The organism is Pseudomonas sp. Pseusp18 (assembly GCF_059506005.1).
In genome coordinates this window covers 4,071,628-4,097,031 of sequence record NZ_CP169240.1, presented here as the reverse complement: position 1 = coordinate 4,097,031, position 25,404 = coordinate 4,071,628, and the positions used below count along the sequence as shown (strand labels likewise).

Below are 25,404 nucleotides of genomic sequence, written 5' to 3'. Positions count from 1 at the left end.
CGACTGGCGGTATAGCCAAAGATTTTCACAGGGCTGCCTTTTTCAGGGGCGGGGGATATGCCCACGTCGAGGGCAGGTTAAACCCCAGGCACAAATAAACTCGAACGTTCATACCAGTCCTCAATAGGAATACGTCAGGCGAGCGAACACGCCTTGAGCGCGGTCATCGCCCAGCACCTTCACGCGGTACTGCAGAGAAAAATCCACGTAGGAGCGTGGGGCGTTGTAGGCATCTTCGCGGAACCAGTACCGGACGTTGTTGCCGACGCCGATGCCTGCGGCCTTGCCGGATGATGAGCTCGTGCTGCCGTCGGTATCGGTCTCGCTGTTCATCTTTGAGTCATAGTCGAATGCGGCCACGACATGGGGGAAGCTCACCCAGTGTGAACCTGCGCCGCCGATGGCGTAACTGCGGCCGACCTGCCATTCGCTGTTGAAATAGTCACGCGAGTCATTGATGTAATGACCGCCTTCAGCAAACAGCTGCGAAGTCCACCAGCTGGAGGTATCGACCCGCAAATCGGTCCCGATACTTGAGCTATAGCCCAGGCGCACCAGCCAGTCACCGTTGACGTCTGACGACCCCAAGGGGACTGTGCGCTCAACGGCAGCCATCACGTTCAGCGCCGTGAACGGCTTGACCCGCACACCAACGGCGCCTTGCAGGGCATCGATACCGCTAGCCGAATCGCTGTTCTTGCTCCATAGCGTGTCGGTGACGCGACCGTAGAGTTCGACAAAGCGTGCATTGCGATAGCCCAACGGGCGCCAGGACAGTTCGGTGCTGTTTTGCAGGCTGTCGTTGCTGTTACTGCCGCTGCTCGGCGCTGAACTCAGACCGCTGCTGGAACTGTTGCCGCGATAACTGGTAGTGCTGATCAAGCCCCAGGTACGCGACACATCGGCCACCGCGCGACGGGTGTCGAAGAGCTGCTGCGGGGACGTGTCGAGTTCACCGGCATTTTTTGCGTCGATGACTCGCTTGAAATAGGTGACGGCTTGCTCATCGTCATTGACCCGCATGGCGTTGTAGGCGGCATCCTGCGTTGCCGTCGGTGAGAGTCGGCTGCCAGCATCGGCCTTGCGAAACGATTCACGGGCGTGGTCATCGTCGCCGGCCTGGACCGACAAGTAGGCGATCTGCAGGTCGCTCATCGTTTCCAGTTCGCCGGTGTCCCGCGCCTGTTGCAGCCGTTCGCGCGCAGTTCTTCTCTGGCCGATGGCGGCGTACAGACTGGCCTCTTCGTAAGCCGGCAAGCTGCCCAGGGCCAAGGCCCGGGTAAAATCCTGGCGTGCCCCGGTATCGTCCCCCGATTGTTGACGCAAGAAGCCGCGCTGGCTCAGCAGCCGGGCGTCATCGCCATTGGCCTTGAGACCATCGCTGGCCGCCGCGATGGCTTCGGGCACATGCTTCTGCTCGGTCAGGGCGCTGACCAGCAGGCGTCGATACGCCGGGTTCTGCGGTGTGCGGCCGACGGCTTGGTTCGCCTGGGCAACCGCCGTTTCGAAGTCCTTGCGGGCCAGGGCCGCGTAAGCCTGGGCGGCGAGGTCAGTTCCGCCGTCGCGCTGGTTGCCCGGCCAGATATCACACACCAGGCCAAAGGCCGTTTCCTGACAGTTCAGGGCCGGAGCAGGGACGTGAGCGACAGTGTTCAGATCCCCATTGTTTTTCTGCCGCAGCGCTATTTGTGCGGCGCTGCGTCGGCGGGCTATTTCGCCACCTTCATCATCGACCAGTGGCTGCAGATCATCGAGCGCCTGCTGAGGCTCGCCATGGGCCAGTGCGGCGTCGGCGGCGAAGAAACGAATGTTGCGGACTTGCGCTTGCGGCAGGCCATCGATGGCGAGGGCCTGCTTCAGGTCAGTTTGAGCGGCTTGAGTCTTACCCTGCCGATCAAGGGCGTAGCTGCGCAGAATCCACGGTGCGATTTCCCCGTCATCCTGTGCCAATGCAGCGGACGCGGCTTGCTCGGCCCCAGGGTAATCGTTGGCGGCGAGCAGGGCGCTGATCAGCAGTTGCTGGTTGGCGCCGATTTCCGGGGCCCAGGCGACGGCTTTTCTGGCCTGGTCCACGGCCAGCGGCACATGGCCTTGCTGCAGGGCGCGATAGCCCTGAACCGCCAGCGGCACCGCCAGTTGACGACGAATCGCTGCGCGACGCGTCAGCAATGCGTCGTCGTCCGGGAACATCGCAAGCGCCTGGGTGGTGGCTTGATCCGCTTCCTGCAGATGCGGTTGGCGCTGCAAGGACTCGATCAGCAGCAGTCGATAGTCCATGCGTTTGGGCGCCTGAGTGATGGCCTTGCGTGCGGCCTGGGCAGCAGCGCCGAAGTCATCGCGGTCATAGGCCTTGAAGGCCTGGGCAGCAGCACCGAAGCCCGGAGCCTGACGTGATTGCGGGTAGCGCCTGGGATGATCACGCAGGTCCTTGTCGCGCTGAGCCAGCACAATCAGCGTGTTCAAACGCTGGATATCGGCGCGCTGACGTAGCGCTTCGCGAGCCTTGGCGATGGCCAGGTCATAGTCTTTGCGCTCGTAAGCGCTGTACGCCTCGTTGGCGGTGACATAGGCCGGACCGGTCAATGGCAATGGCAGCGTCTGGGCATGAGCAAACGCAGGTATCAGGCTCAGCCCCGTGGCCATGAGGGTCAGTAAGGGGCGATTCATGCAGGAAGCTCCGCAGGGTAGTGGCTGTGCTGACGTGCCACGGCTTTTTCGATGGTGGCGCGAGGCAGCACGCCGCTGTCGACCAGATAGTCGCCAATGCGGCCATGATGCTGCGGGCGGTACTGCAACATCGCGCGGCTGAACACATCGCGATCCAGCAGGCCCATTTCGATCAACAGGTCGCCCAGCAATGGAGCTCGGGCATCCGGCACGGATTGGCCTTCGCGCACGTTCAGTTGACGCAATTGCGCGACGATTTCGCTCTCCCGGGCAATCAGCTGCACCGGTTCGCTGCCCAGTTCGTCGCTGACCTGTTGCAGGCCTTCGGCCGGCAGTGGGCTGGCCACGGCGACTTGCGCACAGCCGTCGGCATTCAAGCCAAGCGGCACCACGCGCCAGCGCAGGGCGAATTCATCGTCCAGCATCTGGTTCGAATCCCGCGCCTTGGCGGCCACATCGAACACCCGCGGCAAGTCGTTCTGAAAGGCGATGGCTTCCGCGAGCGTTTCGTCGTCCAGCCAGCCGTTGCTGAGTAAAATCCGCCCCAATGGGATGTGCCGGGTTTTCTGTTCGACGAGAGCATTTTGCAGGTCGGTTTCGTTGATCGCCTGCCAGGACAGCAACACGCTGCCCAGCTTGCGAGGTGCGGCAGCGACCAGGTCGGTGGACGGGAAGTCGTGCATGGTCTTGTCCCACACCAGTTTGCGGTTCAGCGCCTTGCCAACCAGGAACATGCGCCAGGCCCGTGACGCGGCCATGAAGTTGACGAAGTTGCCCACCACCATGCGCGGGATGGACAGCAAACCATGCTGCCAGCCGTATAGCACGGTAGTGAAATAGCAGCGATGCGCGATGCGCCAGGCCAGCGCGAGACCGTTGGCCAGCAGCAGGTATTGGATAAAACCGTTGGTTTCAAACGGCGTCGGGAAACTCACGTCCCACAGTCCGCTCTGGCGCAAAACAATCAGGCCCAGCAACTGCACCAGAATCACGTAGGCGATGATGCTGACGAACGCCGTCACTACGCCTTTGCGGTCGCGAAACAGTAGATAACGGTTGGCCAGCGAGCCGCTCCAGCCCATTTGTTCCCAGCCTTGCAGCCCGATGCCCAATGTCCAGCGGGCCTTCTGGCGGAACGCGGTGCGGAAGGTGTCGGGAAAGAATTCGCGCACGCACAACGGCATCTTCAGGGTCGATTCGTAAGGCTTGCGAAACCATGATTTGCGCAGCACGCGAAACTGCACCGGGAAGCGCACGAAGATCGCATTCATACCGACCTTGGCCAGGCGTGCGCCGACGTCGTAGTCCTCGGTGAGGCTGTCGGTGTTGAATGGCTGGTTCTGGGTTTCCCCGGCCAACACTTGCAAGGCACGATGTGAAAAACAGGTGCCGACCCCGGCAGATGGCACGGTATCGGTCATGCTTTCTCGCACCACCAGATCCTTGCCATGCCATTCGGCGAATTCGTCCATGTAGGTGCCGGCCACCCATTCGTACCAGTTGCGCTCCAGCGAAACCACGGGCAACTGGATCATGTCCTTGCGCGGCAGCAAGTAGTTGAACAGGCGCAATTCCAGCGGGTGCAGCACGTCTTCGCTGTCGTGCAGCACGACGCCGGCGAAGGTCATGCCGTGGGTTTTCTCGTGCAGGAAAATCGCCTGGATCACCCAGTTCAGGCAGTCGGCCTTGCAGGTCGGCCCGGCATGCGGGACTTCCACGCGATGCAGCTGCTTGTAGCGCCGACGCATGCGCTCCACTTCATCGATGGTGCGTTGGTCGTTGATGTAGGTGCCGACAAAGACCACATAGTTCTGGTAGTCCAGGGTCGACACCATGTTCTCGATCATCGGCGCGATGACGTCGTATTCCAGCCAGGCCGGAACCATGATTGCCAGCGGTTGTTCATCCCGGGCCATCAGTTGCTCGGCGGTCAGCGGCCGGTACTTGCGACCCACGGTGAATTTGCGGAACAGGCGACGAGACCAGTACCACAGGTCAATGAACAGATCGTCCAGGCTGGAAATCAGAATCAGCACCGCGACCACGATGGTCGAGGTCTCCAGGAAGCTGTAGTAGTGGGCCAGCCAATAGGGCCAATAAAGCGACGTCATCGAGGGTTACCGTTACTGGCGATTGCGACGGGCGTTACGGCCGGCCAGCAACAGGATGAGGACCAACAGGATGCCACCGGGAATCAGCCACAACAGCGACGGTGTGCGCCAGGCGTCCAGCCCCTTGGGTTCTTCGTGGTCGATCAATTGGCTGCCACTGGGGTCCTGGGTGTCGAAGGTGGTCAGCGTACCGTTGTCACCGAGGATGGCGACGTCGCCGCGACTCAGCAGAACCTGCCTGGCGAAGCGGGGGGCGTCGGTGCCCAGTGTGCGATAGACCAGACCGTGCTGGCCGCCGCTTTCCACGGCTTGCAACGAAGCCAGGTGGTTGAGGGGATGCACGTCGAGCAACACCTGATCCTTGTGATTGATACGCAGGCGGCCCTGCTCGTCGACCTGCACCGACTCTTTACTGTCCTTGATCGGCAACTCGAAGGCCAGGAAGGCTTTGTCTGGCGTGACTGAGACTTTCGGGTCTGCGCTGATATTCAATTGCGCACGCAGCGGCGAAACACCGGCGGCGTCAGCCACCGAAATCACCTGCGGCAAACTGCTTGCCGGGTGTTCGAGGTAGGCCTGCGGCACGAGGATCTGCGCGTTCACGGCAAAGCGTGCAGCCATGCCGGAAAAGTCATCATCCAGCGCAGTCTTTTCCAACACGATATGGCTGGTCGGCAGCACCGAGACCGGGAAGGCTTGTGGCGTTTCGAGGCAGCGATCACTGACCGGCTGGCGCTGGAACGACACACGCAGCACGTTGGTCGAGCCCACGGCGTAACGTGGTATCCGCGCTTCAATGCGTTGCTTTTCTCCGTTGGCCACGAGCTGTTGTGCGCCAATCAGATAATCGTTGAGAAACAGCGAGGCCACCGGCGCGGTGTCCGAGGCGCCGGGTGCGGCGGACACATCGATCACCGCCTTCACCGGCAGACGTCCGTCGTAGGCCACGCTGCCCAGAGGGAACGAGGTGCTCCAGTCGGATTTGGCCAGCACGTCGATCGCGCCGGGTTTGCCGCCCAGGCGCGACAAGGCCACACGGCCGTCGGCGCTCAATGGCAACTGTGCTTCGCTGACGGTCAATTGGCGGCTGCGTGCCAGTGTGTTCCAGGCCGAGCTGAACAAGGCCAAGGCCTTGCCGGTCGCTTGCGGCGCGATCGTCAGCACTGGGCGTGTCCCCAGCAATGCCAGTCGCACATTGTCCGTGCCGGTGGCGGCCAGGCCTGCATTGATATGCCGTACACGCCATTGCGCGAAGGCGCTGGCTGCGGTGGCGTCGAGACCTTGAATCTGACTTTGCAGCGCATCCAGAGACTCATTGACGGCCTTGAGCAGTTGCGGGTCGTTGATGGCCAGATCCGCCTGGACGTTCGGGGTTTGCCCCAACATCAGCAGCGCGCCGATTTGCGCCGGGTTCTCCAGGACGTGCGGGCCTTTGCCGTTGAGGCTGGCGAACGCTGGAATAGTTTGCAGTTCGGCCGGGATGCGCAGGCCGGTCAGGTCAACGCTGTCCTGTACGGCGGGAAAGGGCAGGATGTGGCTGTGCTTGCCGATCCGTTCCAGTGCCACGCCCAGACGCCAGGCGGCGTCGTAGCTTTCGGCGGATAAGGTGCCCGGCGCAACCATGATCCCCGGTTTGCCAGGTAATGCCGTCCAGGCCGCACCAACGTCCTGTAACTGGCTGGCGTCGTAGCTGTAGTTGAGGCGGGTGTCCGGTTCGATACGCAATACGTTGCCGATGGCGCGTTCGTCTTCGCACAACACGCGGGACACGATCGACGACCAGGCAATACCCAGGCGCACCGAACCGCTGTCACGCGCGGTCTTGTCCACGCCCAGCGTGGCGCTGGCGTCACCTTGAGCTTCGCTGAGCCCTTCGGCGCGCACCGGATAACCGTCCAGCGACAGCAGCAAGGTGTTACGGCCGCCTTCGCCGTTGAGGTAGCTGGCGTCGAAATTCAGCGTGGCATCGGTCAGTGGTACACCCGCCGGCACGGGTAAATACAATTCGCGCCGGGCATCGGTGGAACCCAGGATGATGGGGGCGTCGATCCCCAGATCGCTCAAGCGGATCTCACGCTCCTGCCGAGTGTCGGCGTTGAGTCGGTTGATCGCCTGGGTGAGCGGGCTGTCCGCGGCCAAGGCGAAGGTCGGCATGAGCGCGAGCAGGCTCACGCCACAGGCAAGGGCGCTGAGCGCACCCGTATGGATGGCAACGGAAGACTTCATTCAGGTAGATCTCGAGCTGATAAGGGGAGGAGCGGTTCGGTTTAGAGAGAGGTGAAAGCCGGGTAATTTTCCTCGGGCACAGGCACCGCTGTCGGGTAATGCAGGAACTTGGGCAATGACTGCCGAGCGACGACGAACTCATCGACCGGACGCCCCATCAGCGCGTCGACGATGCGCGCGCTGGCGCTGCCATCGCCGTATGGGTTGGCCGCCTGGGAGCATCGACGCCACAGCAACTCGTCATCGAACAACGCGTTGACACTCGCGATGATCGAGTCCGGCGAGGTCCCGACCAGGCGCACAGTGCCCGCCGCGACCGCTTCGGGGCGCTCGGTAACGTCACGCATGACCAGCACGGGTTTACCCAGTGAGGGGGCTTCTTCCTGCACACCACCGGAGTCGGTGAGGATCACGTGTGCCCGTTGCATCAGTCGCACGAAAGCCAGGTAGTCCAGTGGCTTGATCAGGTGCACATTGGGCAGGTCGCCCAACTGCTCGGTGACCGGGCCCATGACATTGGGGTTCAAGTGCACCGGATAGACGATCTGGATGTCGGCACGCCGGGCCAAATGGCTCAGGGCCTTGCAGATGTCGAGGAAGCCTTCGCCGAAGTTTTCCCGACGATGCCCGGTGACCAGCAATACCTTGCGGCCGGGTTGCAGGAACGAGAATTGCTCATCCAGGCCTGCACGCAGGTCAGCGTCCTGTTCGATGCGCTGCGCGGTCATCTGCAAAGCGTCGATCACCGTATTGCCGGTCACGAAAGAGCGCCCCTGCAAGTGCTCGTCGAGCAGGTTTTTTTGCGACTCGTGGGTCGGCGCAAACAGCATGTCTGCACCCAGGTCGATGCAGCGACGATTCATTTCTTCCGGCCACGGGCTGTAGATGTCACCGGTACGCAGGCCGGCTTCCACATGGCCGACCGGGATGCGTCGATGGAACGCAGCCATCGCGGCCACCATGGCCGAGGTGGTGTCGCCATGTACCAGCACCCGGTCCGGGTGGGCCATTTCCAGCACGGGATCAATCGCCTCGTAAAGCGCCGCGGTCAGCGAATTGAGCGTCTGGCGCGGCGTCATCACATCGAGGGTGTAATCGGCCTTGAGGTTGAACAGATCCAGCACCTGTTTAAGCATGCTTTGATGTTGGCCGGTGATGCATATCTGCGAATGAATGCCAGGTTCCGCAGCGAGGGCTTTGACTAAAGGCGCCATCTTGATGGCTTCAGGACGGGTACCGAAGATCGAAAGGACTTTAAGCCTTGAATGATGGCGGACGATGATGCCTTCCTCGCGCAGTTCTAGTGCGCAACACAAAAGCTGCCCCAAGTTATATTGAAACTTGAGCCACGCTAGCGTTATTTGAGTTTAGTAAAGGCCGGGATAGTCAGCGTGAGCGCTGATGTTCACTTCATGTGAGAGGGGACGTCGCCTGGAAACCCGGAAGCTGCCGGATTATTAGCATCAAAGGTGAATATTTTAAAGCGTTATGTGTGGGTTTTTATTTAATTATAAAGTTTGAAACTTTTATATTCGTGGTCGGTCACTTATGGTTTTTAATGATTTTATGAGGTTTTTATTTAAGTATTATTTAGGATTTATATTGTTGATTTGTATGGCTATTTTATATTCTTACTCCGTTCGTCAGTGCGTATGAATTGTTCATGGGTTGTAACGGTCGCGTCGGCGCTGTTAAGGGTCTGTCTCTCTGAAGAATGGTGGTTGTAGCGGTCACTTAAATGACGCCTGAATATTGTCGCGATGCAGTAGGGTAATAAGTTTTTGTGAAAGGGTAAATAACGTATTAATAGGGGATGATGTTTGAAGAAAGTGTTCGTCAGTGTAATTGGCCTGTATTTCAACAGAGTCAGCCGATAGCAGTTCCTTTGCCATCAGCGATTTCTGTGAGTCGAGCGCAAGTCCGCTCCAGGCCTATCGCAGCCTGTCATGGCTGACAAAAATAGACCTTGGCGGACAGTCAGGACACTAGCGTCAGGCTTCGGATTGATGAGCCGCCCAGTGTTTCATCTCTTCGGCAATGAAGTGGTTCACCAGGTCGCTGTACATCTTCTCGATGGCATCCGGGCTCAGGCCCTCGGCTTCGGCCCATTCGCGTCGTGTTGCCAGCATGGCCTTGAAACGCTCCGGAGCGCGCACCGAAGTCACCGAGGTCTTGAACTTCGAGGCGGCCAGCACGTAGTGAAAACGCTTGCCCAGCAGCTTGATAACGGCCTGATCAAGGGTGTCGATTTCGCGTCGGATATCTTCCATGCCTGCACACTCTGCGGGCTGCAACTGATTGATGACTTCCATGTAGGTGACTCCGTTTGTTGGAAAAAATCGTGGGTTCAAAGTTCTGATTTGACGACGGCTACTCAGCCTCGCGAGCTCGGCCCGCTCTGATAAATTCGATGAGCGCTTTCAAGGTCGGTGGCACATGCCGCCGGCTGGAATAATAAAGAAAGAATCGGCTTGGCGGTGCTTTCCACTCCTGGAGTATTTCTCTGAGATGCCCGTTCCGGAGATCGTCGCGCACCAGCTCCTCGTAGACATAGGCAATACCAGCGCCATCTTTCGCTGCCTGGATCATCAGCGCATCATCTTCCAGAATCAGCGGGCCGGTGACGGACAACCGTATCGGTTGACCGTCGGCTTGATACTCCCAAGCGTAAAGTTTTCCACTGGGAAAACGCCTGGCAATGCACGCATGGTCGAGCAAGTCGCGGGGGACGTGCGCGGTTCCCTTCGCGGCCAGATAGGCGTCCGCAGCGACGGTCACGAACGATTGAGGTGCGCCGACAGGGACTGCGATCATGTCACCGGCCAGGCTTTCACCGAAGCGGACTCCAGCGTCAAATCCCTCATTGACGATATCGGTCAATCCATCATCGGTGATCAGGTCCAACTGAATACGTGGATACCTGGCCACGAAGGGCGCGAGCACTTTCGCAAACACAATGCGAGCCGCCGGGCGCGCCACGTTGAGGCGAAGTTTGCCAGCGGGCACTTCCTGCATTGAGGTCAATTGCGCCAATGCATCGTTAACCTGGTGCAGGCTCGGGACCAGCGTCGCCAATAGCTGCTGGCCGGCCTCGGTCGGGGTCACGCTACGAGTGGTTCGGTTCAGCAGTCTGATGCCCAAACGTGCTTCCAGCGCTCGCATTGCGTGACTCAACGCGGAAGCTGAAACGCCACGCTCGTCGGCGGCTTTGCGAAAGCTGCGATGGCGAGCGACGGCGGCAAAGGCGTCGAGTTCAGAGAGATCGGGGTGATAACTCATGAGTTTTATTCAGTAGTTCAAATACGATTACCTATCTTATCGTCATGAGACCTCTGCCGGATACTTCCTCCATCATTGGTGGAGAGCTCGCTATGCAAAACAATCGTCTTGGATCATCGGATTTTCTGATTTCGCCGATTGGCCTGGGAACCTGGGCAATCGCCGGCACCGGCTGGGAGTACAGTTGGGGAGCGCAGGATGACAAGGACAGCCTGGGCGCACTTGAATATGCCGTCGAACGCGGCGTGAACTGGATTGACACCGCTGCGGTTTATGGCTTGGGCCATGCAGAGCAATTGGTGGGGCAATTGCTGCGGCGGGTGCCGGCGTCACGGCGTCCTTTGGTGTTCACCAAAGGCAGTTTGGTCTGGGACCCGGTCACGAAGAAGATTTCGCATTCACTGGCCCCTCAATCCTTGCTCGCCGAGATCGACGCAAGCTTGCGCCGGCTTCAAGTCGAGACGATCGATCTTTATCAGATCCACTGGCCTGCTTTTCCTGCCGACGCCAGCAGTGAAGGCATTGAAGTGGCGCTTTCGGCTTTGGCCGCCGCGCGCGATCAAGGAAAGATCCGCGCGATCGGTGTATCGAATTTCGATGTCGCTCAACTCAAGCGGGCGCAGGCGGTGACGGAGATCGTTTCGCTCCAGCCGCCGTACTCGGCCTTGATGCGGGACATCGAGCAGGACGTTCTGCCATTCTGCGAGCAGGCCGGGATGGGTGTGCTTGCCTATTCCACACTTCAATCAGGGCTACTGTCCGGCAGCATGACGCGCGAACGCATTTCGCAACTACCCGAAGACGATTGGCGCAAGGCCCGAAGTGCTGATTTCCAGGAACCCCGTTTGAGTGCGAACCTGGCATTGGTTGACGTCATGGCACGTATTGGAGAAAGGCACGGGGTGAGCGCTGCTGCGGTCGCCATCGCCTGGGTACTTCGCAAACCGGTCGTGACGGGCGCCATTGTCGGAGCCCGCCATCGCGCACAAGTAGACGGGCTGATTGCAGCCCTGGAGTTGCGCCTCAGCGCTGCGGAAATCGATGAAATTCGACCGTTCCTGCCGGCGGGCATGGGAACGAATGTCCCTGGTGCCGCCTGACACTATTGAGCGGAGGGTGAGGGTTCGCTCCTGCATATTGAATGCAGGCATTCGATGGGTAGCAGAACGGTCGATCAAGATCGCAATGCTACCCATCACATGGGCGGGGGCACTCGTCACTCAGAAGCGAGCGCGGCATCCCCCAGTTCCTGCCGGGGGTCAGCGGCCGTCTGGCGATCCACCTTGAACCATGCGGCGTACAACGCCGGGACGAAGAAGATCGTCAGTAGCGTCGCCACGGTAAGGCCGCCCATGATCGCAATTGCCATTGGTCCCCAGAACACACTGCGCGTCAGCGGAATCATTGCAAGCACGGTGGCCAACGCCGTCAGCATCACCGGACGGGCCCGGTGAATGGCGGCATCCAGCACGGCATTCCACGGGTCGCGCCCTTCGGCGATCTCGGTTTGCACCTGGTCGATCAGGATCACCGAATTGCGCATGATCATGCCACCCAGTGCGATGATGCCCAGGATCGCGACGAAGCCCAGCGGCGACTGGAACACCAGCAGCGCCGGCACCACACCGATCAAGCCCAGCGGCGCGGTCAGCACCACCATCCACATGCGAGAGAAGTTCTGCAGTTGCAGCATAAGCAGCAGCAAGATGCTGATCATCATCAGCGGGGCCACCGCCAGCAGCGCCTTGTTGGCCTTGTCGCTTTCTTCCACCGCGCCACCCACGTCGATGCGGTAGCCCGACGGCAGCTTCGCTTCGATCTCCTTGAGCAACGGCTGGATCTCCTGCGTCACCGATACACCTTGCTCGCCATCCTTCACGTCGGCACGCACCGTGATCGCCATGTCGCGGTTGCGGCGCCACAGCACCGGCTCTTCCAGTTCAGAGCGCACCTGTGCGACTTGCGACAGTGGCACCACCGTGCCCTGGCGCGTATAGAGGTTGATGTCTTTGAGTGTGTCGAGGTTCAAGCGCTCCTCAGGCACGGCGCGGGCCACGATGTCGATCAGGTCCTCGTGCTCACGCAGCTGCGACAGGGTTGCGCCGTTCATCACGGTCTGGGTCGCCAGCGACACGTCGGCCGGCGTGAGGCCCAGCGCGCTCGCCTTGTCCTGATCAAGCTGCACTTTCAGCGTACGCACCGGGTCGTTCCAGTCGAGCTGGAGGTCACGCACCTTCGGGTTGGACGCCACCACCTTCTCTACATTGCGAGCGATCCGGCGCACCACCTGGGTATCGGGGCCTACGACGCGGAACTGCACCGGGTAGCCGACAGGCGGCCCCAACTCGAGCCGGGTCACCCGCACCCACGCCTGCGGGAATTGTTGGTCGGTCGAGGTCATCAGCCGTGCACGGACTCGCTCGCGTGCATCCAGGTCCTTGGTCATCACAACGAACTGGGCAAATCCAGGATTCGGCAACTCGGGGTTGAGCGAGAGATAGAAGCGCGGTGCGCCGGCGCCGGTGTAGGCAGTATAGAAACGCACGTCTTCGTCCTTCGCCAGGATTTCCTCCATGTGCTTGACCTGCTCGGTCGTCGCGGCGAACGAGGAGCCTTCCTTGACGCGCAGGTCAATCACCAGTTCAGGGCGCGAGCTGTTGGGGAAGAATTGCTGCGGCACTAGCTTGATACAGGCCAGCGCCAGCACCAGGGCGCCAAACGTCGCACCGATGACCGCCCAGCGGTGCTCGATGGCGGCGTCGATCAGGCGGCGCAGGCTGCGGTAGAACTTCGTGTCATACAAATCACCGTGCTGGTGCTTGCCCAAATCGTTGGGCAGCATCTTCACTGCCAAGTACGGTGTGAAGATGCCGGAGCAGATCCACGAGAACAGCACCGCGGCACCGACGATCCAGAAAATGCCTCCGGCGTACTCGCCGGTGGTGGATTTCGAGAGGCCGATCGGCAGGAAGCCCACGACGGTGATGAGTGCGCCGGTCAGGCGCGGCATGGCGGTGGACTGATAGGAGAAGGCGGCCGCCTTCACGCGGTCCATGCCGGTTTCCATCTTCGCCACCATCATCTCGATGGCGATGATGGCGTCATCCACCAGCAGCCCCAACGCGATAATCAGCGAGCCGAGTGAGATACGTTCGAGGTTCCAGCCCATCGCCAGCATCACCAGCGCCACGCCGCCCAGCACCAGCGGCACCGTGGTCGCGACCACGAGGCCGGCGCGCCAGCCCAGGCTGGCCAGGCTCACCGCGATCACGATGATCAGCGCCTCGGCCAGCGCATGACCGAAGTCCAGGATGGCGTCCTTCACCGTGGTGGGCTGGTCGGCCACCAGCTCCAGCTCCACGCCGTGTGGAAGTTCGGACTGGATCTTGGCGACTGCCGTATTCATCGCCTTGCCAAGGTCCACGATGTTGCCGTCGCTGGTCATCGTGATACCGAGCATCAGCACTGGCTGGCCGTTGTGGCGTACCGTGTAGGTGGGCGGATCTTCGAAGCCACGGGTAACGGTCGCAATGTCGCCGAGCTTGATCAGTCGACCGCCCGCAGTGATGGGCACGTTGCGGATAGCTTCTTCACTGGCGAATTGGCCGCTTACGCGCACCATCACGCGGTCGCCTCGGGTGTCGATCTGGCCTGCGGGCAACAGGGCGTTCTGGCTCTTGAGGCTTTCGGCGATGGCCAGCGGAGTAATGCCCAGCGCTGCCAGGCGCTCGTGCGAGAACTCGACGTAGACACGCTTGGCCTGTTTGCCGATGAGGTCGATCTTCTTGACCATCGGCACCTTCAGCATCTGGCGCTTGATGTCTTCGGCCGCGTCCGACAGGTCGGCGTGACCGATGCCGTCGCCCTTGACGGCGTACATCAGGCCATACACGTCGCCGTACTCGTCGTTTACGATCGGCCCGATCACGCCGTCAGGCAGCTCGAGGCTCAGGTCGTTGAGTTTTTTACGCGCCTGATACCAGGCCTCGCGCTGGTCAGCCTTGGAGGTGCCGCCGCGCACGGTGAGCGTCATGCCCGCGTAGCCTTGGCGTGCATAGGTGACCACCTTCTCGAAGTTGTCGATCTGCTCGAATTTCTTCTCCATGCGGTTAAGGACCTGATCCTGCATCTGCTGGGCGGTAGCGCCCGGCCAGATGACCATGGTGGTCATGGAGGGCACGGAAAAATTCGGGTCCTCGAGCTGACCGAGCCGGGTGAAGCTGAAGGCACCGGCCACCGCGACGAGGATGAGCATGAACAGGACGATGGCGCGGTGACGCAGCGCCCAGTCGGTGAGGTTGAAGTTGTTCATCGGGCGGCCTGCTGCGTGGTGTTCGCATCAACAATCGACGCGCCGGGAAGCGCGACTTTCAGTCCGGAGGACATCTTCTGCACCCCGGCGGTGACGACCAGTGCGCCGGCCTGCGGTCCGGAGACGAGCACCTCGTCATTGCGATAGCCCCACACCGCCACCTGCACCAGTTCAACGATGCCCGCCGGACCCTTGCCCTCGGGCGTGACCACCCACAGCGCTGGCTGGGCGCCGATTTGTGTCAGTGCCGTGGCTGGCACCGCCGCCACGGAGACATTTGTCATCATCCGCTCGGCGGTAACCGTGGCAGTGGCGCCCAGTGGCAGCGCCTGCACCGGCTTGAGCCGCGCGCGATAGGTGCGCGTCTGCGCCGCAGCCTGCGGCGACAGTTCACGCAGGGTGACATCGAAGACTTCGTTCGGCGCACTGGTCAGCGAAGCCTTGAAACGCGCCTCCTTGAAGACCGACAGCTGATCCTCGGGCACATCGATGACGATCTCGGATTCATCCGGATTCGCAACCGAGACGACCGGTTGACCCTCCGCCACGACCTGTCCCGCCTCAAAGCGCACAGCTGTGACGACACCGCTACGCGAGGCGCGCAGCACGGTGTATTTGAGCCGGTTGCGCGCGAGTTCGAGCTTTCGTGCCTCGGCCTCGGCGGTCGCATGCGCGGTTTGGGCGTTGGTCTGCGCGCGCTCGTCATCCGCTGCACTGACCGAGCCGTCAGCCTTCAGCGCGGTCAGGCGCTGGCGGTCCGAATCGGCCTGGTGCGTCTGCTCGACGGCAACCGTCCATTGTTGTCGCGACGCGTCTTCAGCGAGGCGGTAGTCGCTGTCATCCAGCACAGCCAGGATGTCGCCGTCGTGCACATACTGGCCGACATCGACCTTGCGCTGGGCGACCTTGCCGCCCACGCGGAAGGCCTGGTCGACTTCGTGCCGCGACTGTACGGTGCCGACATAGCGACTGATATCGCGGGCATTGTCGTAGCTGATTTCAGCGGTGCGAACCGGTCGTGGTGCCTGCACGGTGGGTTGCTCCGGGCTGCACGCGGACAGCATGACGGCTACGGCCAGGGCGCCGGCCGCAGTAAGGGAGGTTTTCAAGGCGGTTCCTCTTTGGAAAACGACAGATTCTTAGGAAAGTGGTGGCCGGTCGGCTTCGATGGTTGCGGTGGGAGTAGCGGGGTGTTCGAACACCTGCCAGCCTCCGCCCAAAGCCTTGTAGAGCTGCACGCTGTCGAGCAGCAGGCGGGTGTTGCTTTCGTTGGCGTTCAGGCGAGCCGCCAGACGCGCTCGCTGTGAATCCAGCAGCGGCAGCAGATCGATCTGCCCGCGGTTATAGAGCGACTGGGCGCGGTTCTGCGCAGACTCCGCGGATGCGGCGGCCAATTGCAGCGACCCGGAGCGGCGCCGTTCCTGCGCCAGCGTGACGAGGGCGTTCTCCACATCTTCGAGCGCTTTTACGATGCCGTCTTCGGCACGCAGCACTGCCTCTTGTTGAGCACTTTCGGCAGCCTCGTTGATCGCTTGCGTGCGCCCGGCGTTGAAGATCGGCATCGCCAGCAGGCCCGCCACGTTGGTGAAGCGCGCAGCGCCGAGACTCGCGCCGTTCAGGGTCAGGCCCTGTTGGCCGAAGGACGCGCCGAGGAAGAGCCGCGGGAACCACTCGGCCGCGGCCTGCTGACGGCGCGCGTTGGCTGCGTCGAGCTGCGCCATCAGCGCCAGTACGTCAGGTCGGCGTTGCAACAGTTCGGCCGGCTGGCCCGGCTTGGCTTCGGGCACCGCCGCATCGCCGTTCGAGGGCTGGATGTTCGCGGTATTGAAGGACTGATCGGCGATCAACACCGCGATACGATGGCGCGATATAGCCGCCAGCGTTTCCAGCGGCGGAATCTGTGCCCGCGCCGACAAGGCGTCGGTCTGCGCGCGCTCGACGTCGAAGGCGGATGCCAGCCCCACCTGCTGGCGCGCGGTGACCAGACGCAGCGTCTCGTCCTGCATCGCCGAGATGGCGCGCAGGGTCGCGACCTGGCGCTGCGCGCCGACCAGTGTGAAGTAGTTGCTGACGACGTCACTCATCACCAGCAGGCGCACGCCGCGCATGCTGTGCTCCGCAGCCAGCGCATCGGCGTCGGCCGCTGCTGCACCAGCGCGCAGACGCCCGCTCAGGTCGAGCTCCCACGAGACGTCCAGGCCCACACTGGTGGTCTTGGTATCCGGATAACCCTGTTTCGTGGCCGAGTTGTAGCCGCTGCTGCGATCGCTGCCGGAGGCGGATGCGCCAACGCTCGGGAACAGCCAGGAACGGCTGACCGTTTCGCCGGCACGCGCGGCGCGCAGACGCTCGGCGGCAATCTTGACGTCGCGGTTCTCGCGCGCTGCCCGGCGCACCAGATCTGTCAGCATCGGGTCGTGGTAGACCTCCCACCACGCTGCCTCGGGTTCCATCTCGGAGGCCGTGCTCGCGGCGTAGTTGCTCGGCAGGTCGACCGACGGCTTGACGACTGGCGTGGAGCAACCGGCCAGGGCAAGGGCGATCGAAGTGGAAAGGGCGGCCGCTACAACGGCGAGCCCGGTCCGTTGCAAGGTCGTCCGACCGGTGTGGAGGGACAGTGGAAAGGAAACTGGAAGTCGCGGCATCGCATTGGACTCGTGTAGATTCGAGGTGGCATCAGCGTAGGGCCCGGTGTGTGCGAAGTCGTCAGCGAAGCGTCGCCGTTCGGTCGCCATATCGAGTGTTGATTCAGGTTGGAGGTGTCATTCGCTGTCGGCATCTGCCGCGTGCTCGCCGGTCGCTGACGCGAGGTCGGAGTCAATCGACTCCAGCAACGCTTCGGCGGACGAAAACTCGCTTTGACGCCCGGTGACCAGGTTTTCGAGGCGGCCCACGAGCGCCCCGGGCGTGGCGTCGCTACGCAGCTTCACGACATATGAGCGGCGGTTCGGGTACTTGGATTCAGGGTTCAGGCTCATTGCAGACCAGGGGATCAGAAAGTTCGACGACAGCGTAGGCCGTCCCCCTGGTCGAGTCGTAAGCGAAAGGTCGTACTTCGGTCGGGACCACTGCAGCCCTTGTGGGAGCCTGCCTCTGTGGCGAGGGGGCTTGCCCCCGTTCGACTGCGAAGCAGTCGTAAAACCGGTCGCCGCTTTCTAACTCAAAATCGCGGTGACTGGATTCGGGTGCGCTTCGCGCCCCAACGGGGGCAAGCCCCCTCGCCACACACGCTCGCTCCCACAGGTTTTGCGTCTTTAATTCACGGGCTTTGCAGCCTGAAGCAGCGAGCGCGCACGTTTCACCAGCTCGGTTCCATCGGTTTCGGGCAATTGCTCAACCAGCGCCGCCAGGACCTGGCGGTCCTCGGCAGCCGCGTCGTGGTGCTCGCACAACTCGACCAGCGCGAGCAGCTCCAGCCCCGGTGCCGCCTGGGCGCGCGCTTCCTCAATTGCCCGCCGCGCTGCGGTGTTGCCGGCATCGAGCCGGCCCTGCATCCGCGCAATCGCTGCCTCCAGCAGCAACAGTTGCGGCAGGTACACGCGCTCGCCCAGTTCTTCCCCCACTCGCAGTGCTTCCTGTAGCTCGACTTGCGCAGCGTTTAAATCACCCGCCAGCAGCAGCGCCTCGGCGGCGTAGCCGAGCACTTCGCTGGCACCGGAGCGCATGCCGAGTCCGGTGTGTTCGTCGTAGGCTTCGCGGATGCTGCGGTAGCCGTCACGTGGAGCGCCATTGCGCGCCTCGGCCCAGCCGCGCCACCAGCGACAAGCCGTGCGCCCCAGTGCCAGCGAATACTCGTCGACCAGCGCCTGCATGTCGTCAGCCAGCGCTGCCACCCGCACAGGGTTGCCCATCCGCACCTCGATCAACACCTCTTGCCAGGTGGCGACCAGCCAGGTCATGGGCTGGCGAAGCGCCTGTGCGCGGGTTCGCGCCTGCTGCATGTGGTCCCGGCCTTGCACAACAAGACCGGAGCGCACGAGTTCTATGGCCAACATACCGTGCAGCATGACCTGAGGATCGGCCGCAAAGATTTCGTTCGCCCCGATATCCAGCGGCTCGGCGATTGCAAGCGCGCGCTCCAGCCATTGGCGGGTCTCTTGTGTACGCCCCTGAAGATGATGCACCTCGCCCTGTACGATGCATGCCACCAGCATGAGTGTTGAATCATTCGCCTCGCACGAGAGGGTTTCGGCGCGTTCTGCTACCGCCAGCGCCTGCGCATAGTCGCCGCGCAGCCCGAGCAGATAGCCGAAGCCGTGCAGCAGGCGCCCGCGCATCGGATGTTCGGGTAGCTCCGCTAGCCGCGTGTACGCGCGTTCGAACGCGTTCCTGGCTTCGTTGCCGACACCGAGCGTATGGAACGCCGATACGCCCTGCAGCGTCGCCAGGGTAATTTCGAGCGTATCGCGCTCGATCCCTTCCGGTGCTTGCCGCAGCAGGACCAGCGCGCGCTCGGTGAGACCGATGCACAAGGCCGGGCTGAAGTGCAGCAGCGCGGCTTCCGCGGCTTCGGCGTAATAACGCAGCGCGATCATCGGCTGCCGAGCCCGGTCGAAGTGTGTCGCCAGTTCCGAGGCCGCCACCGGCACGCCGGCCATGCGTTCGTGTTCGAGCGCAGCGCCAACCTGGTGATGAAGGTGGGTGCGCAACGAGCGCGGCGTGCGGTCGTACAGTACCTGGCGGAAGAGGGCATGGCGGAACGAGTAGGGCAGCTCCGCCATTTCATCAGGTTCGGCGACCCGCGACCGCGTGAGCCACATCTGCTCACGCACCAGTTCCTCGCAGGTGTCGACCACGCAAGCGAGATCGCGCTCGAGGGCCAGCGAAACCGTCTCGACCCGAAATTCGACGCCGCAGACTGCTGCCGCCGAGAGCAGCGCACGCTGCTCGTGCCCGAGCCTGGTGATGTAGTGATCAATGATGGCCGCGAGGTTTTCGGGAACCGCCATTCCCGCCAGTCGGGCTTCGATGGTGGCGTCGTCGTCCGCAGGGTCCATCACTTCACTGATGACTGACGACACGAACAGCGGCACACCGTCGGTGCGCTCGTGCAGGGCACGCACGAAGGATTCATCGCGCGCCAGCGACGTCGAACGTAGCGCGACATAGTCAGCGACTTCGGTTTCCGAGAACGGATCGAGCACCACTTCCTCGCACAGACGTTGTTGGCGCAGTTCGTGGCGCAATGAGTTAAGCGGATGTTCGAGCGCTACCACCTCGGCGACACGGAAGCTCGACAGCCACATAAGCCGCGCGCGGCCACGTCGCCGCGCCACATAGTCGATGAGCTGGACCGTTGCCCGATCGCTCCAGTGCAGGTCTTCGGTCACCAGCAGCAGCGGTCGCTGCTCCGTGTAGCGGTCCAACAGTTCGCCCATTTCTCGCAGCATGCGATCCGGGCCGATGCCGGCAAGCTCGCGCCGCAACGCGTCTCGCTCTTGCGCTGTGCTCAGCCACGGCAGTTGCAGCAGCCAGGTCGGCGCCACGGTGCGCAGCAGTGCCGGCAGGGCAGGGTCGCTGCGGCACAGATCGGCCAACGCCTCCAGCACCGGCAGGTACGGTTCGCCGGGGCCGTAATGCTCCACGCAGTGGCCGCGGGCACAGGCGATGCCGCCTAGGCTCGCGAGGAAATGCTCGATCAACGTGGTCTTGCCAATCCCAGGTTCTCCGGCCAGCCAAACCACTGCACGCTGCCCGCCGCAAGCCCGCTCCCATACCCGCTGCAGTCTTGAGAGTTTGTCGGTGCGACCAATGAATGGTGTCGACGGATAGGCAACAACCGCCGGCACCGTCGTGGATGCAGACGGTATCGAAGGGGCAGGGGATGGCCCGGCGATGAACCGATAGCCGCGCCGCGACACCGTCTCGATGAAGCGGGGCTGCCTGGGGTCGTCGCCCAGCACCTTGCGCAGATCGCTGATGGCCGTCTTCAACACTGAATCGCTGACAAACCGATGTCCCCACACTTCATCCAGCAAAGCATCTTTGGTCACCAGCGATCCCGGCTGGCGTGCAAGTGCACAAAGCAGCATGAAGGGCGTTGGCGCCAACGCCACGGCTTCTCCATTACGAGACAAGCAGGCGTTGGTTTCGTCGAGTTCGAACTCGACGAAGCGGAGCTGGACCGGGTTCGGATGGGACTGCGGACGTGCCACGTTGGATTCCTGAGAACTGAAACAGAGTTATGCGCCGTGAGGCATGGCACGTGGTCACTCCAATAACAACGCTGATCGGCTCGGAAGCCAAGCCTCGTCGGTCGGAAACTGGTGCCGGAAAATTAATGACGAGAATTTCAATATTGAAAAATGTTTCAATTTTACATACCTTCACCTTGCCTGACGATGAGACCTGCGTGTCTCACGACTTCAATCACAACAAGGGCTCGAGATGAACAACAACAAGAAAGGTTCCGAATTGCCTTCCACCGCTGTCGACGTGCTGGTTGTCGGTAACGGTCCGGTAGGGGCGACAATCGCGGCGTTGCTCGGCCGCTATGGTGTAAAGACGCTGGTATTGGACAAGTCCCATGAGGTCCTGCTGATGCCCCGCGCCATTGCCCTGGACAACGAGGCGCTTCGCATCCTGCAACTCGCCGGATTGTCGGAGGATGCTTTCGAGAAGATCGTTATCCCTGAAGTGAAGATGCATTCCCCGGTCCTCGGGCAATTCAGTCGGGCCAATACCGCAGGGTGCATCGACGGTCATCCCAAACTGGTGACGTTCTATCAACCCGACCTTGAACATGCGATGCGCAACCAGGTCTCCCGACTGAAGACAGTGACCAGCCTGGGTGGATTCGAGCTTGAGAATCTGGTCGAGGAGTCGGAGGGTGTCGTGGCCTCCGTACGGGACCAGGATGGCCATGTGCATTCCGTTCGCGCCCGATACCTGATAGGTGCCGATGGTGCAAGTTCCAGGGTCAGGGCGTTGATTGGCCAGGAATTCGAAGGACAAACCTATGCAGAGGATTGGCTGATTGTCGATACCAGGAACCGGCATCAATCAGCGATTGATCACGTTGAATTTATCTGTGATCCACGGCGCCCGACACCGCACATGCCAGCTCCTGGCGGAAGGGAACGTTGGGAGTTCATGCTGCACCCCGGCGAATCCCGGGAAGAGCTGGAAAGCCCGGAAAGCCCGGAAAGCATCGCCCGGCTGATCGCGCCATGGATCAATCCGCAGGAGCTGGAAATCGAGCGCAAGGCGGTGTATCGATTCCACGCGCGCTGCTGCAACCGATTCAGCAAGGGGCGAGTCTTCCTTGCAGGGGATGCGGCCCACATCACCCCGCCCTTTGTCGGGCAAGGTCTCGTCGCAGGACTTCGAGATGGCGCCAACCTAGCCTGGAAACTGGCCTGGGTCCTTCACGGGCAAGCCGCGCCTTCAATACTCGATACCTATGACATGGAGCGTCGTCCCCATGCCCAGGCGATGATCAATCTGGCGAAACTCATGGGCCGCCTGGTGATGCCGAGAAACAAGGTCGCCGCTTTCTTCATCCACGGCATGATGCGCACGCTGGCGTTGACGCCCGCGTCCAGAAAATACTTCGAACAGCTGGACATCAAGTCGAAGAACATCTTCAAGCAGGGTCTGTTCATGCAGCATCGTCGTGGCGACAAACTGGTTCGTGGCAGTCTGTTTCCCCAGGCCTGGGTGCGCAACACGCAACAGCGGATCCAGCTGAGTGACGATGCGCTGGGACATAACCTGACCCTGGTCGGGTTCGGTGTTGACCCGTTATCACTGCTGAGCACTGCTCAAGTCTTTTCCTGGATCAAGATGGGCGGTCACTTCTTGCAGATCGGGCCCTGCGGTCAGCGCTCCGACAGCGGTTGCGACTTCATCGAAGACCTGAACCATGAGATCCTGCCGCTGGCTGGCAAAGGCACGCTCGTTGCGATTCGCCCCGACCGTATCATCATGCACCACGCTCCCGGCACAGAGGCAGACAGTCTGGTTCGAGAGTGCCAGATCCTGATGGCCAGCGTCGATTCCACTGCCGATAGCGTTTCCATTACCATCAACGAGCCCCCTCGATTAAGAGCGTGAAGATGCCGTCCCCCACTTTTCCTTCAGAAGAAACTGCGCAAGAACCTCTCACTCGAGGTCACAAGAAGCGTGAACGCACCCGTCGCGGCCTGGTGGACGCGGCATTGCGTCTTGTTGCGCGCAAGGAGGTGGGGGAGATTGCACTGCTCGAGGTCGCCGCAGAGGCTGCGGTATCCAACGGCACCATCTACAACTATTTTCGAACGCGCGACGAAGTGCTCGAGGCGGTTGGCATCGCCATGGCGTCCGAGTTCTCCGATGCCATTTCCGCCTTGAGCTCGGACGTGCATTGCGGCGCACAGCGGCTTTCGATCGGCGTGCGCATGTTCGTCCGTCGGGCTGCCTACGACCATCAATGGGCTAACGCACTGCTGCGCATCATCCATTCCGATCAGGCCATGCGTTCGCGCTTGGCTGACCATGTGCTGGGCGACCTGCGTGACGGTCTGCGCGCGGGCACTTTCGCTTACGAGGACGAAGGGGGCGCCCTGGACATGGTCGTATCGTGCACAACCGGAGCCATGCGCTCGGTTGTCGAGGGGCGTGCGGCGGCAGAGCACGATCTGCTGGTCGCCGAGATGATTCTCAAGGCGCTGGGCGTAACACCGGCCAGAGCCAAGAAAATCGCCGGTAAGCCGCTACCTTAGCCCCTGATGTCATTCTCGATTCGCCAGGCCTTCTGCTGAACATTCATGTTCATTTTTGTTGGTGAATAGAACTCCAAATCTTTTCGTGGACCTTGAAAAAACATTCGAGGAATCCGTTTTTATGCGGCATAGAACGGTTTTCCTGGATGGATTCGTTCTTGATTCAAAAAACCTTGTTGACTGCGACTGAACACGAGTGTTCAATTGAGCCATAAGGTAATTTTGGAGAGAGAACGTGGAATCCCTGAATCCGACACAGCGCCGCATTCATCAAGCCGCTTTCCGCCTGTTCGCTGAAAGAGGTACCTCCCAGGTGAACATCCTTGACCTCGCACAAGAGGCAGGAGTAGCGCGCGGAACGATCTACAGCAACATCGACAGCATGGAAAACCTGTTCGAGGCAGTTGCCAGCCATCTCGCCAGGGAGATGCATGAGCGCGTCAACAAGAGCTTCGACGCTCTCACCGATCCGGCTCAGCGTCTTGCCAATGGCATTCGACTCTTCATTCGTCGCGCTCATGAGGACTCCCATTGGGGGGCGTTTATCCATAAGTTCGCCATGAGCAATGCTTCGTTGCGCGAAATGTTCAGCAGCCAGGCGACTACCGATCTTCTGAGTGGACTTGCCAGTGGGCGGTACACGTTTGCGCAGGAGCAATTGCTCTCAGTTTTGACGCTGATATCGAGCAGTGTGCTGGGCTCGATTTTCCTGGTGCTGGAAGGGCATAGAACGTGGCGCGAATCGGGCTCTGACACGGCCGAGCTGGTGCTGCGGGCATTGGGTGTGGCACCAGAGGAGGCTCGTGCGCTGGCGACTACAGAGCTGCCAACACTTCCTTCTCTCGACTAGTTCGTAAGCCGATTCAACTAAACGCCTCTGGATTTTCAGGGGCGCGGGGACGGCTTTACCCTAAAAACCCGGAAAACAAGAACAATGAACAACAAAAACCAATTGCACCGGTTGGCAACGCAACAACCCGCCCGGCATCCGCAGCCGACGGTGAAGGCCCAGGGGCTGACTCACCTGATCTTTCAGCGGCCGGACTTGAACGAGGCGGCGCGGTTTTTGACCGATTTCGGCCTGACAGTCAGTCAGCAGGACGCCGATACGCTTTATCTGCGCGCCACTGATCCCACTGCATACTGTTACCGAGTCCATCGTGCAGAACAGGCACGTTTTGTCGGGTTCGGATTGGCAGTCCAGTCGCTCAAGGATCTGCAGAAACTGACGCGAATCCCGGGCGCGTCAGCGGTCGAGAAATCGGAACATCCGGGTGGGGGGTATTACGTCAGACTGACCGATCCTTCCGGTTTCATCGTGGAAGCTGTTTGTGAGCAGATTCCAGGTAAAACGCTGGTACACAGAGCGCCTCTTGCCTGGAATCTGGCGCACGAGCAACCGCGAGTCAACGCCACGCAGCGTCCGCCGATCGCTCCCCCTGAAGTACTCAGACTCGGTCACATCGTCATCGAAGTGGCCGACTACCAGGCGACCTGTGCCTGGTATACCAAGCATTTCGGGTTCATTCCCAGCGATGTGCAGGTGCTCCCCGATGGCACACCTATCGTCACTTTCATGCGCCTTGACCTCGGTGAAGTTCCCGCCGCTCACCATACGCTCGCGATAGCACAAGGGTTCATGGCCACCTATAGCCATAGCGCCTATGAAGTTGTCGATGCCGATGCGGTGGGAATGGGGCAGCGCGTCCTGCGCGAGCGCGGTTGGGAGCACTCATGGGGCATTGGCCGGCACATTCTGGGCAGTCAGATCTTCGATTACTGGCAAGACCCTTGGGGCGATAAGCACGAGCATTACTGCGACGGGGATGTGTTCACGGCCGCACAGCCTACGGGTATTCATCCCGTAAGCCCCGAGGCAATGGCGCAGTGGGGGCAGCGCATGCCCAAGAGCTTTACAAAACCCAGGATGAGTTTGAGCAAGCTGCGTGCGCTGATCCGGAATCTGCGACGCAGCCCCGACCTGACCCTTCGCAAGCTGGTAACACTCATGCGGATGTTCGGGTAGGGCTGCCAGCCTTTCCACAGAACAACACCACAGATCTCGCGCCGCCGCGGGCGGGACAAACGCTGCTCCAGGAGTACCTTC

16 protein-coding genes are annotated in these 25,404 nt (G+C 61.2%); 5 read left to right on the top strand and 11 right to left on the bottom strand.

The annotated features are described in order from the left end of the window. Positions 1–120: 120 nt before the first annotated feature. The 6 genes from ACEN9A_RS18320 to ACEN9A_RS18295 all read right to left on the bottom strand — a co-directional run bounded on the left by ACEN9A_RS18320 (position 121) and on the right by ACEN9A_RS18295 (position 10,283). Positions 121–2,667 (bottom strand): NfrA family protein, encoded by a 2,547-nt coding sequence (locus ACEN9A_RS18320; protein WP_413387319.1) that lies wholly within the window; start codon positions 2,665–2,667, stop codon positions 121–123. Beyond that, positions 2,664–4,778 (bottom strand): glycosyl transferase family protein, encoded by a 2,115-nt coding sequence (locus ACEN9A_RS18315; RefSeq protein WP_258669203.1) that lies wholly within the window; start codon positions 4,776–4,778, stop codon positions 2,664–2,666. Before ACEN9A_RS18315 ends, ACEN9A_RS18320 begins: the two co-directional genes overlap by 4 nt. A gap of 12 nt (positions 4,779–4,790) precedes the next feature. After that, on the bottom strand, positions 4,791–7,004 hold the full coding sequence (locus ACEN9A_RS18310; RefSeq protein ID WP_258669201.1) for a hypothetical protein: 2,214 nt from the start codon (positions 7,002–7,004) through the stop codon (positions 4,791–4,793). A 41-nt stretch (positions 7,005–7,045) separates the two neighbouring features. Beyond that, entirely contained in the window at positions 7,046–8,284 is a 1,239-nt protein-coding gene (gene wecB / locus ACEN9A_RS18305) for a non-hydrolyzing UDP-N-acetylglucosamine 2-epimerase (RefSeq protein ID WP_258674197.1), read from the bottom strand. A gap of 711 nt (positions 8,285–8,995) precedes the next feature. Then, on the bottom strand, positions 8,996–9,316 hold the full coding sequence (locus ACEN9A_RS18300; protein ID WP_258669192.1) for an isochorismate lyase: 321 nt from the start codon (positions 9,314–9,316) through the stop codon (positions 8,996–8,998). 58 nt (positions 9,317–9,374) lie between these two features. Further along, the gene (locus tag ACEN9A_RS18295) at positions 9,375–10,283 is read right to left on the bottom strand and encodes a LysR family transcriptional regulator (protein WP_258669186.1); all 909 of its coding nucleotides are present in this window, start codon (positions 10,281–10,283) and stop codon (positions 9,375–9,377) included. Between the two features lie 92 nt (positions 10,284–10,375). On the opposite strand from ACEN9A_RS18295, the gene ACEN9A_RS18290 reads away from it, so the two are divergent. Then, on the top strand, positions 10,376–11,383 hold the full coding sequence (locus ACEN9A_RS18290; protein WP_064618683.1) for an aldo/keto reductase: 1,008 nt from the start codon (positions 10,376–10,378) through the stop codon (positions 11,381–11,383). 116 nt (positions 11,384–11,499) lie between these two features. Here the strand turns inward: ACEN9A_RS18290 and ACEN9A_RS18285 are convergent, their stop codons facing one another. The 5 genes from ACEN9A_RS18285 to ACEN9A_RS18265 all read right to left on the bottom strand — a co-directional run bounded on the left by ACEN9A_RS18285 (position 11,500) and on the right by ACEN9A_RS18265 (position 20,750). Further along, on the bottom strand, positions 11,500–14,595 hold the full coding sequence (locus ACEN9A_RS18285; protein WP_258669183.1) for an efflux RND transporter permease subunit: 3,096 nt from the start codon (positions 14,593–14,595) through the stop codon (positions 11,500–11,502). Continuing rightward, positions 14,592–15,704: an efflux RND transporter periplasmic adaptor subunit gene (locus ACEN9A_RS18280; RefSeq protein ID WP_258669181.1), complete on the bottom strand. Its 1,113-nt coding sequence runs from the start codon at positions 15,702–15,704 to the stop codon at positions 14,592–14,594. The genes ACEN9A_RS18285 and ACEN9A_RS18280 overlap by 4 nt, the downstream gene beginning before the upstream one ends. Positions 15,705–15,734: 30 nt before the next feature. Continuing rightward, positions 15,735–17,240 (bottom strand): efflux transporter outer membrane subunit, encoded by a 1,506-nt coding sequence (locus tag ACEN9A_RS18275; protein WP_258669179.1) that lies wholly within the window; start codon positions 17,238–17,240, stop codon positions 15,735–15,737. A 117-nt stretch (positions 17,241–17,357) separates the two neighbouring features. After that, complete coding sequence (locus tag ACEN9A_RS18270) at positions 17,358–17,573, bottom strand: hypothetical protein (RefSeq protein ID WP_258669177.1); 216 nt, start codon at positions 17,571–17,573, stop codon at positions 17,358–17,360. Between the two features lie 276 nt (positions 17,574–17,849). Continuing rightward, a complete protein-coding gene (locus ACEN9A_RS18265) occupies positions 17,850–20,750 on the bottom strand; it encodes an AAA family ATPase (RefSeq protein ID WP_258669174.1) in 2,901 nt (966 codons plus the stop codon). Between the two features lie 232 nt (positions 20,751–20,982). Here ACEN9A_RS18265 and mhpA point away from each other — a divergent pair, with 232 nt between their 5' ends. The 4 genes from mhpA to ACEN9A_RS18245 all read left to right on the top strand — a co-directional run bounded on the left by mhpA (position 20,983) and on the right by ACEN9A_RS18245 (position 25,323). Next, on the top strand, positions 20,983–22,650 hold the full coding sequence (mhpA, locus tag ACEN9A_RS18260; RefSeq protein ID WP_258669171.1) for a bifunctional 3-(3-hydroxy-phenyl)propionate/3-hydroxycinnamic acid hydroxylase MhpA: 1,668 nt from the start codon (positions 20,983–20,985) through the stop codon (positions 22,648–22,650). 2 nt (positions 22,651–22,652) lie between these two features. Beyond that, positions 22,653–23,297, top strand: a complete 645-nt coding sequence (locus tag ACEN9A_RS18255) for a TetR/AcrR family transcriptional regulator (protein WP_258669168.1) — start codon at positions 22,653–22,655, stop codon at positions 23,295–23,297. A gap of 235 nt (positions 23,298–23,532) precedes the next feature. Next, positions 23,533–24,147 carry a TetR/AcrR family transcriptional regulator gene (locus ACEN9A_RS18250; RefSeq protein ID WP_019580165.1) on the top strand — a complete coding sequence of 205 codons (615 nt, stop codon included), beginning with the start codon at positions 23,533–23,535 and terminating at the stop codon, positions 24,145–24,147. An 84-nt stretch (positions 24,148–24,231) separates the two neighbouring features. Then, positions 24,232–25,323 (top strand): VOC family protein, encoded by a 1,092-nt coding sequence (locus ACEN9A_RS18245; RefSeq protein ID WP_258669164.1) that lies wholly within the window; start codon positions 24,232–24,234, stop codon positions 25,321–25,323. The last annotated feature ends 81 nt before the right edge of the window (positions 25,324–25,404 follow it).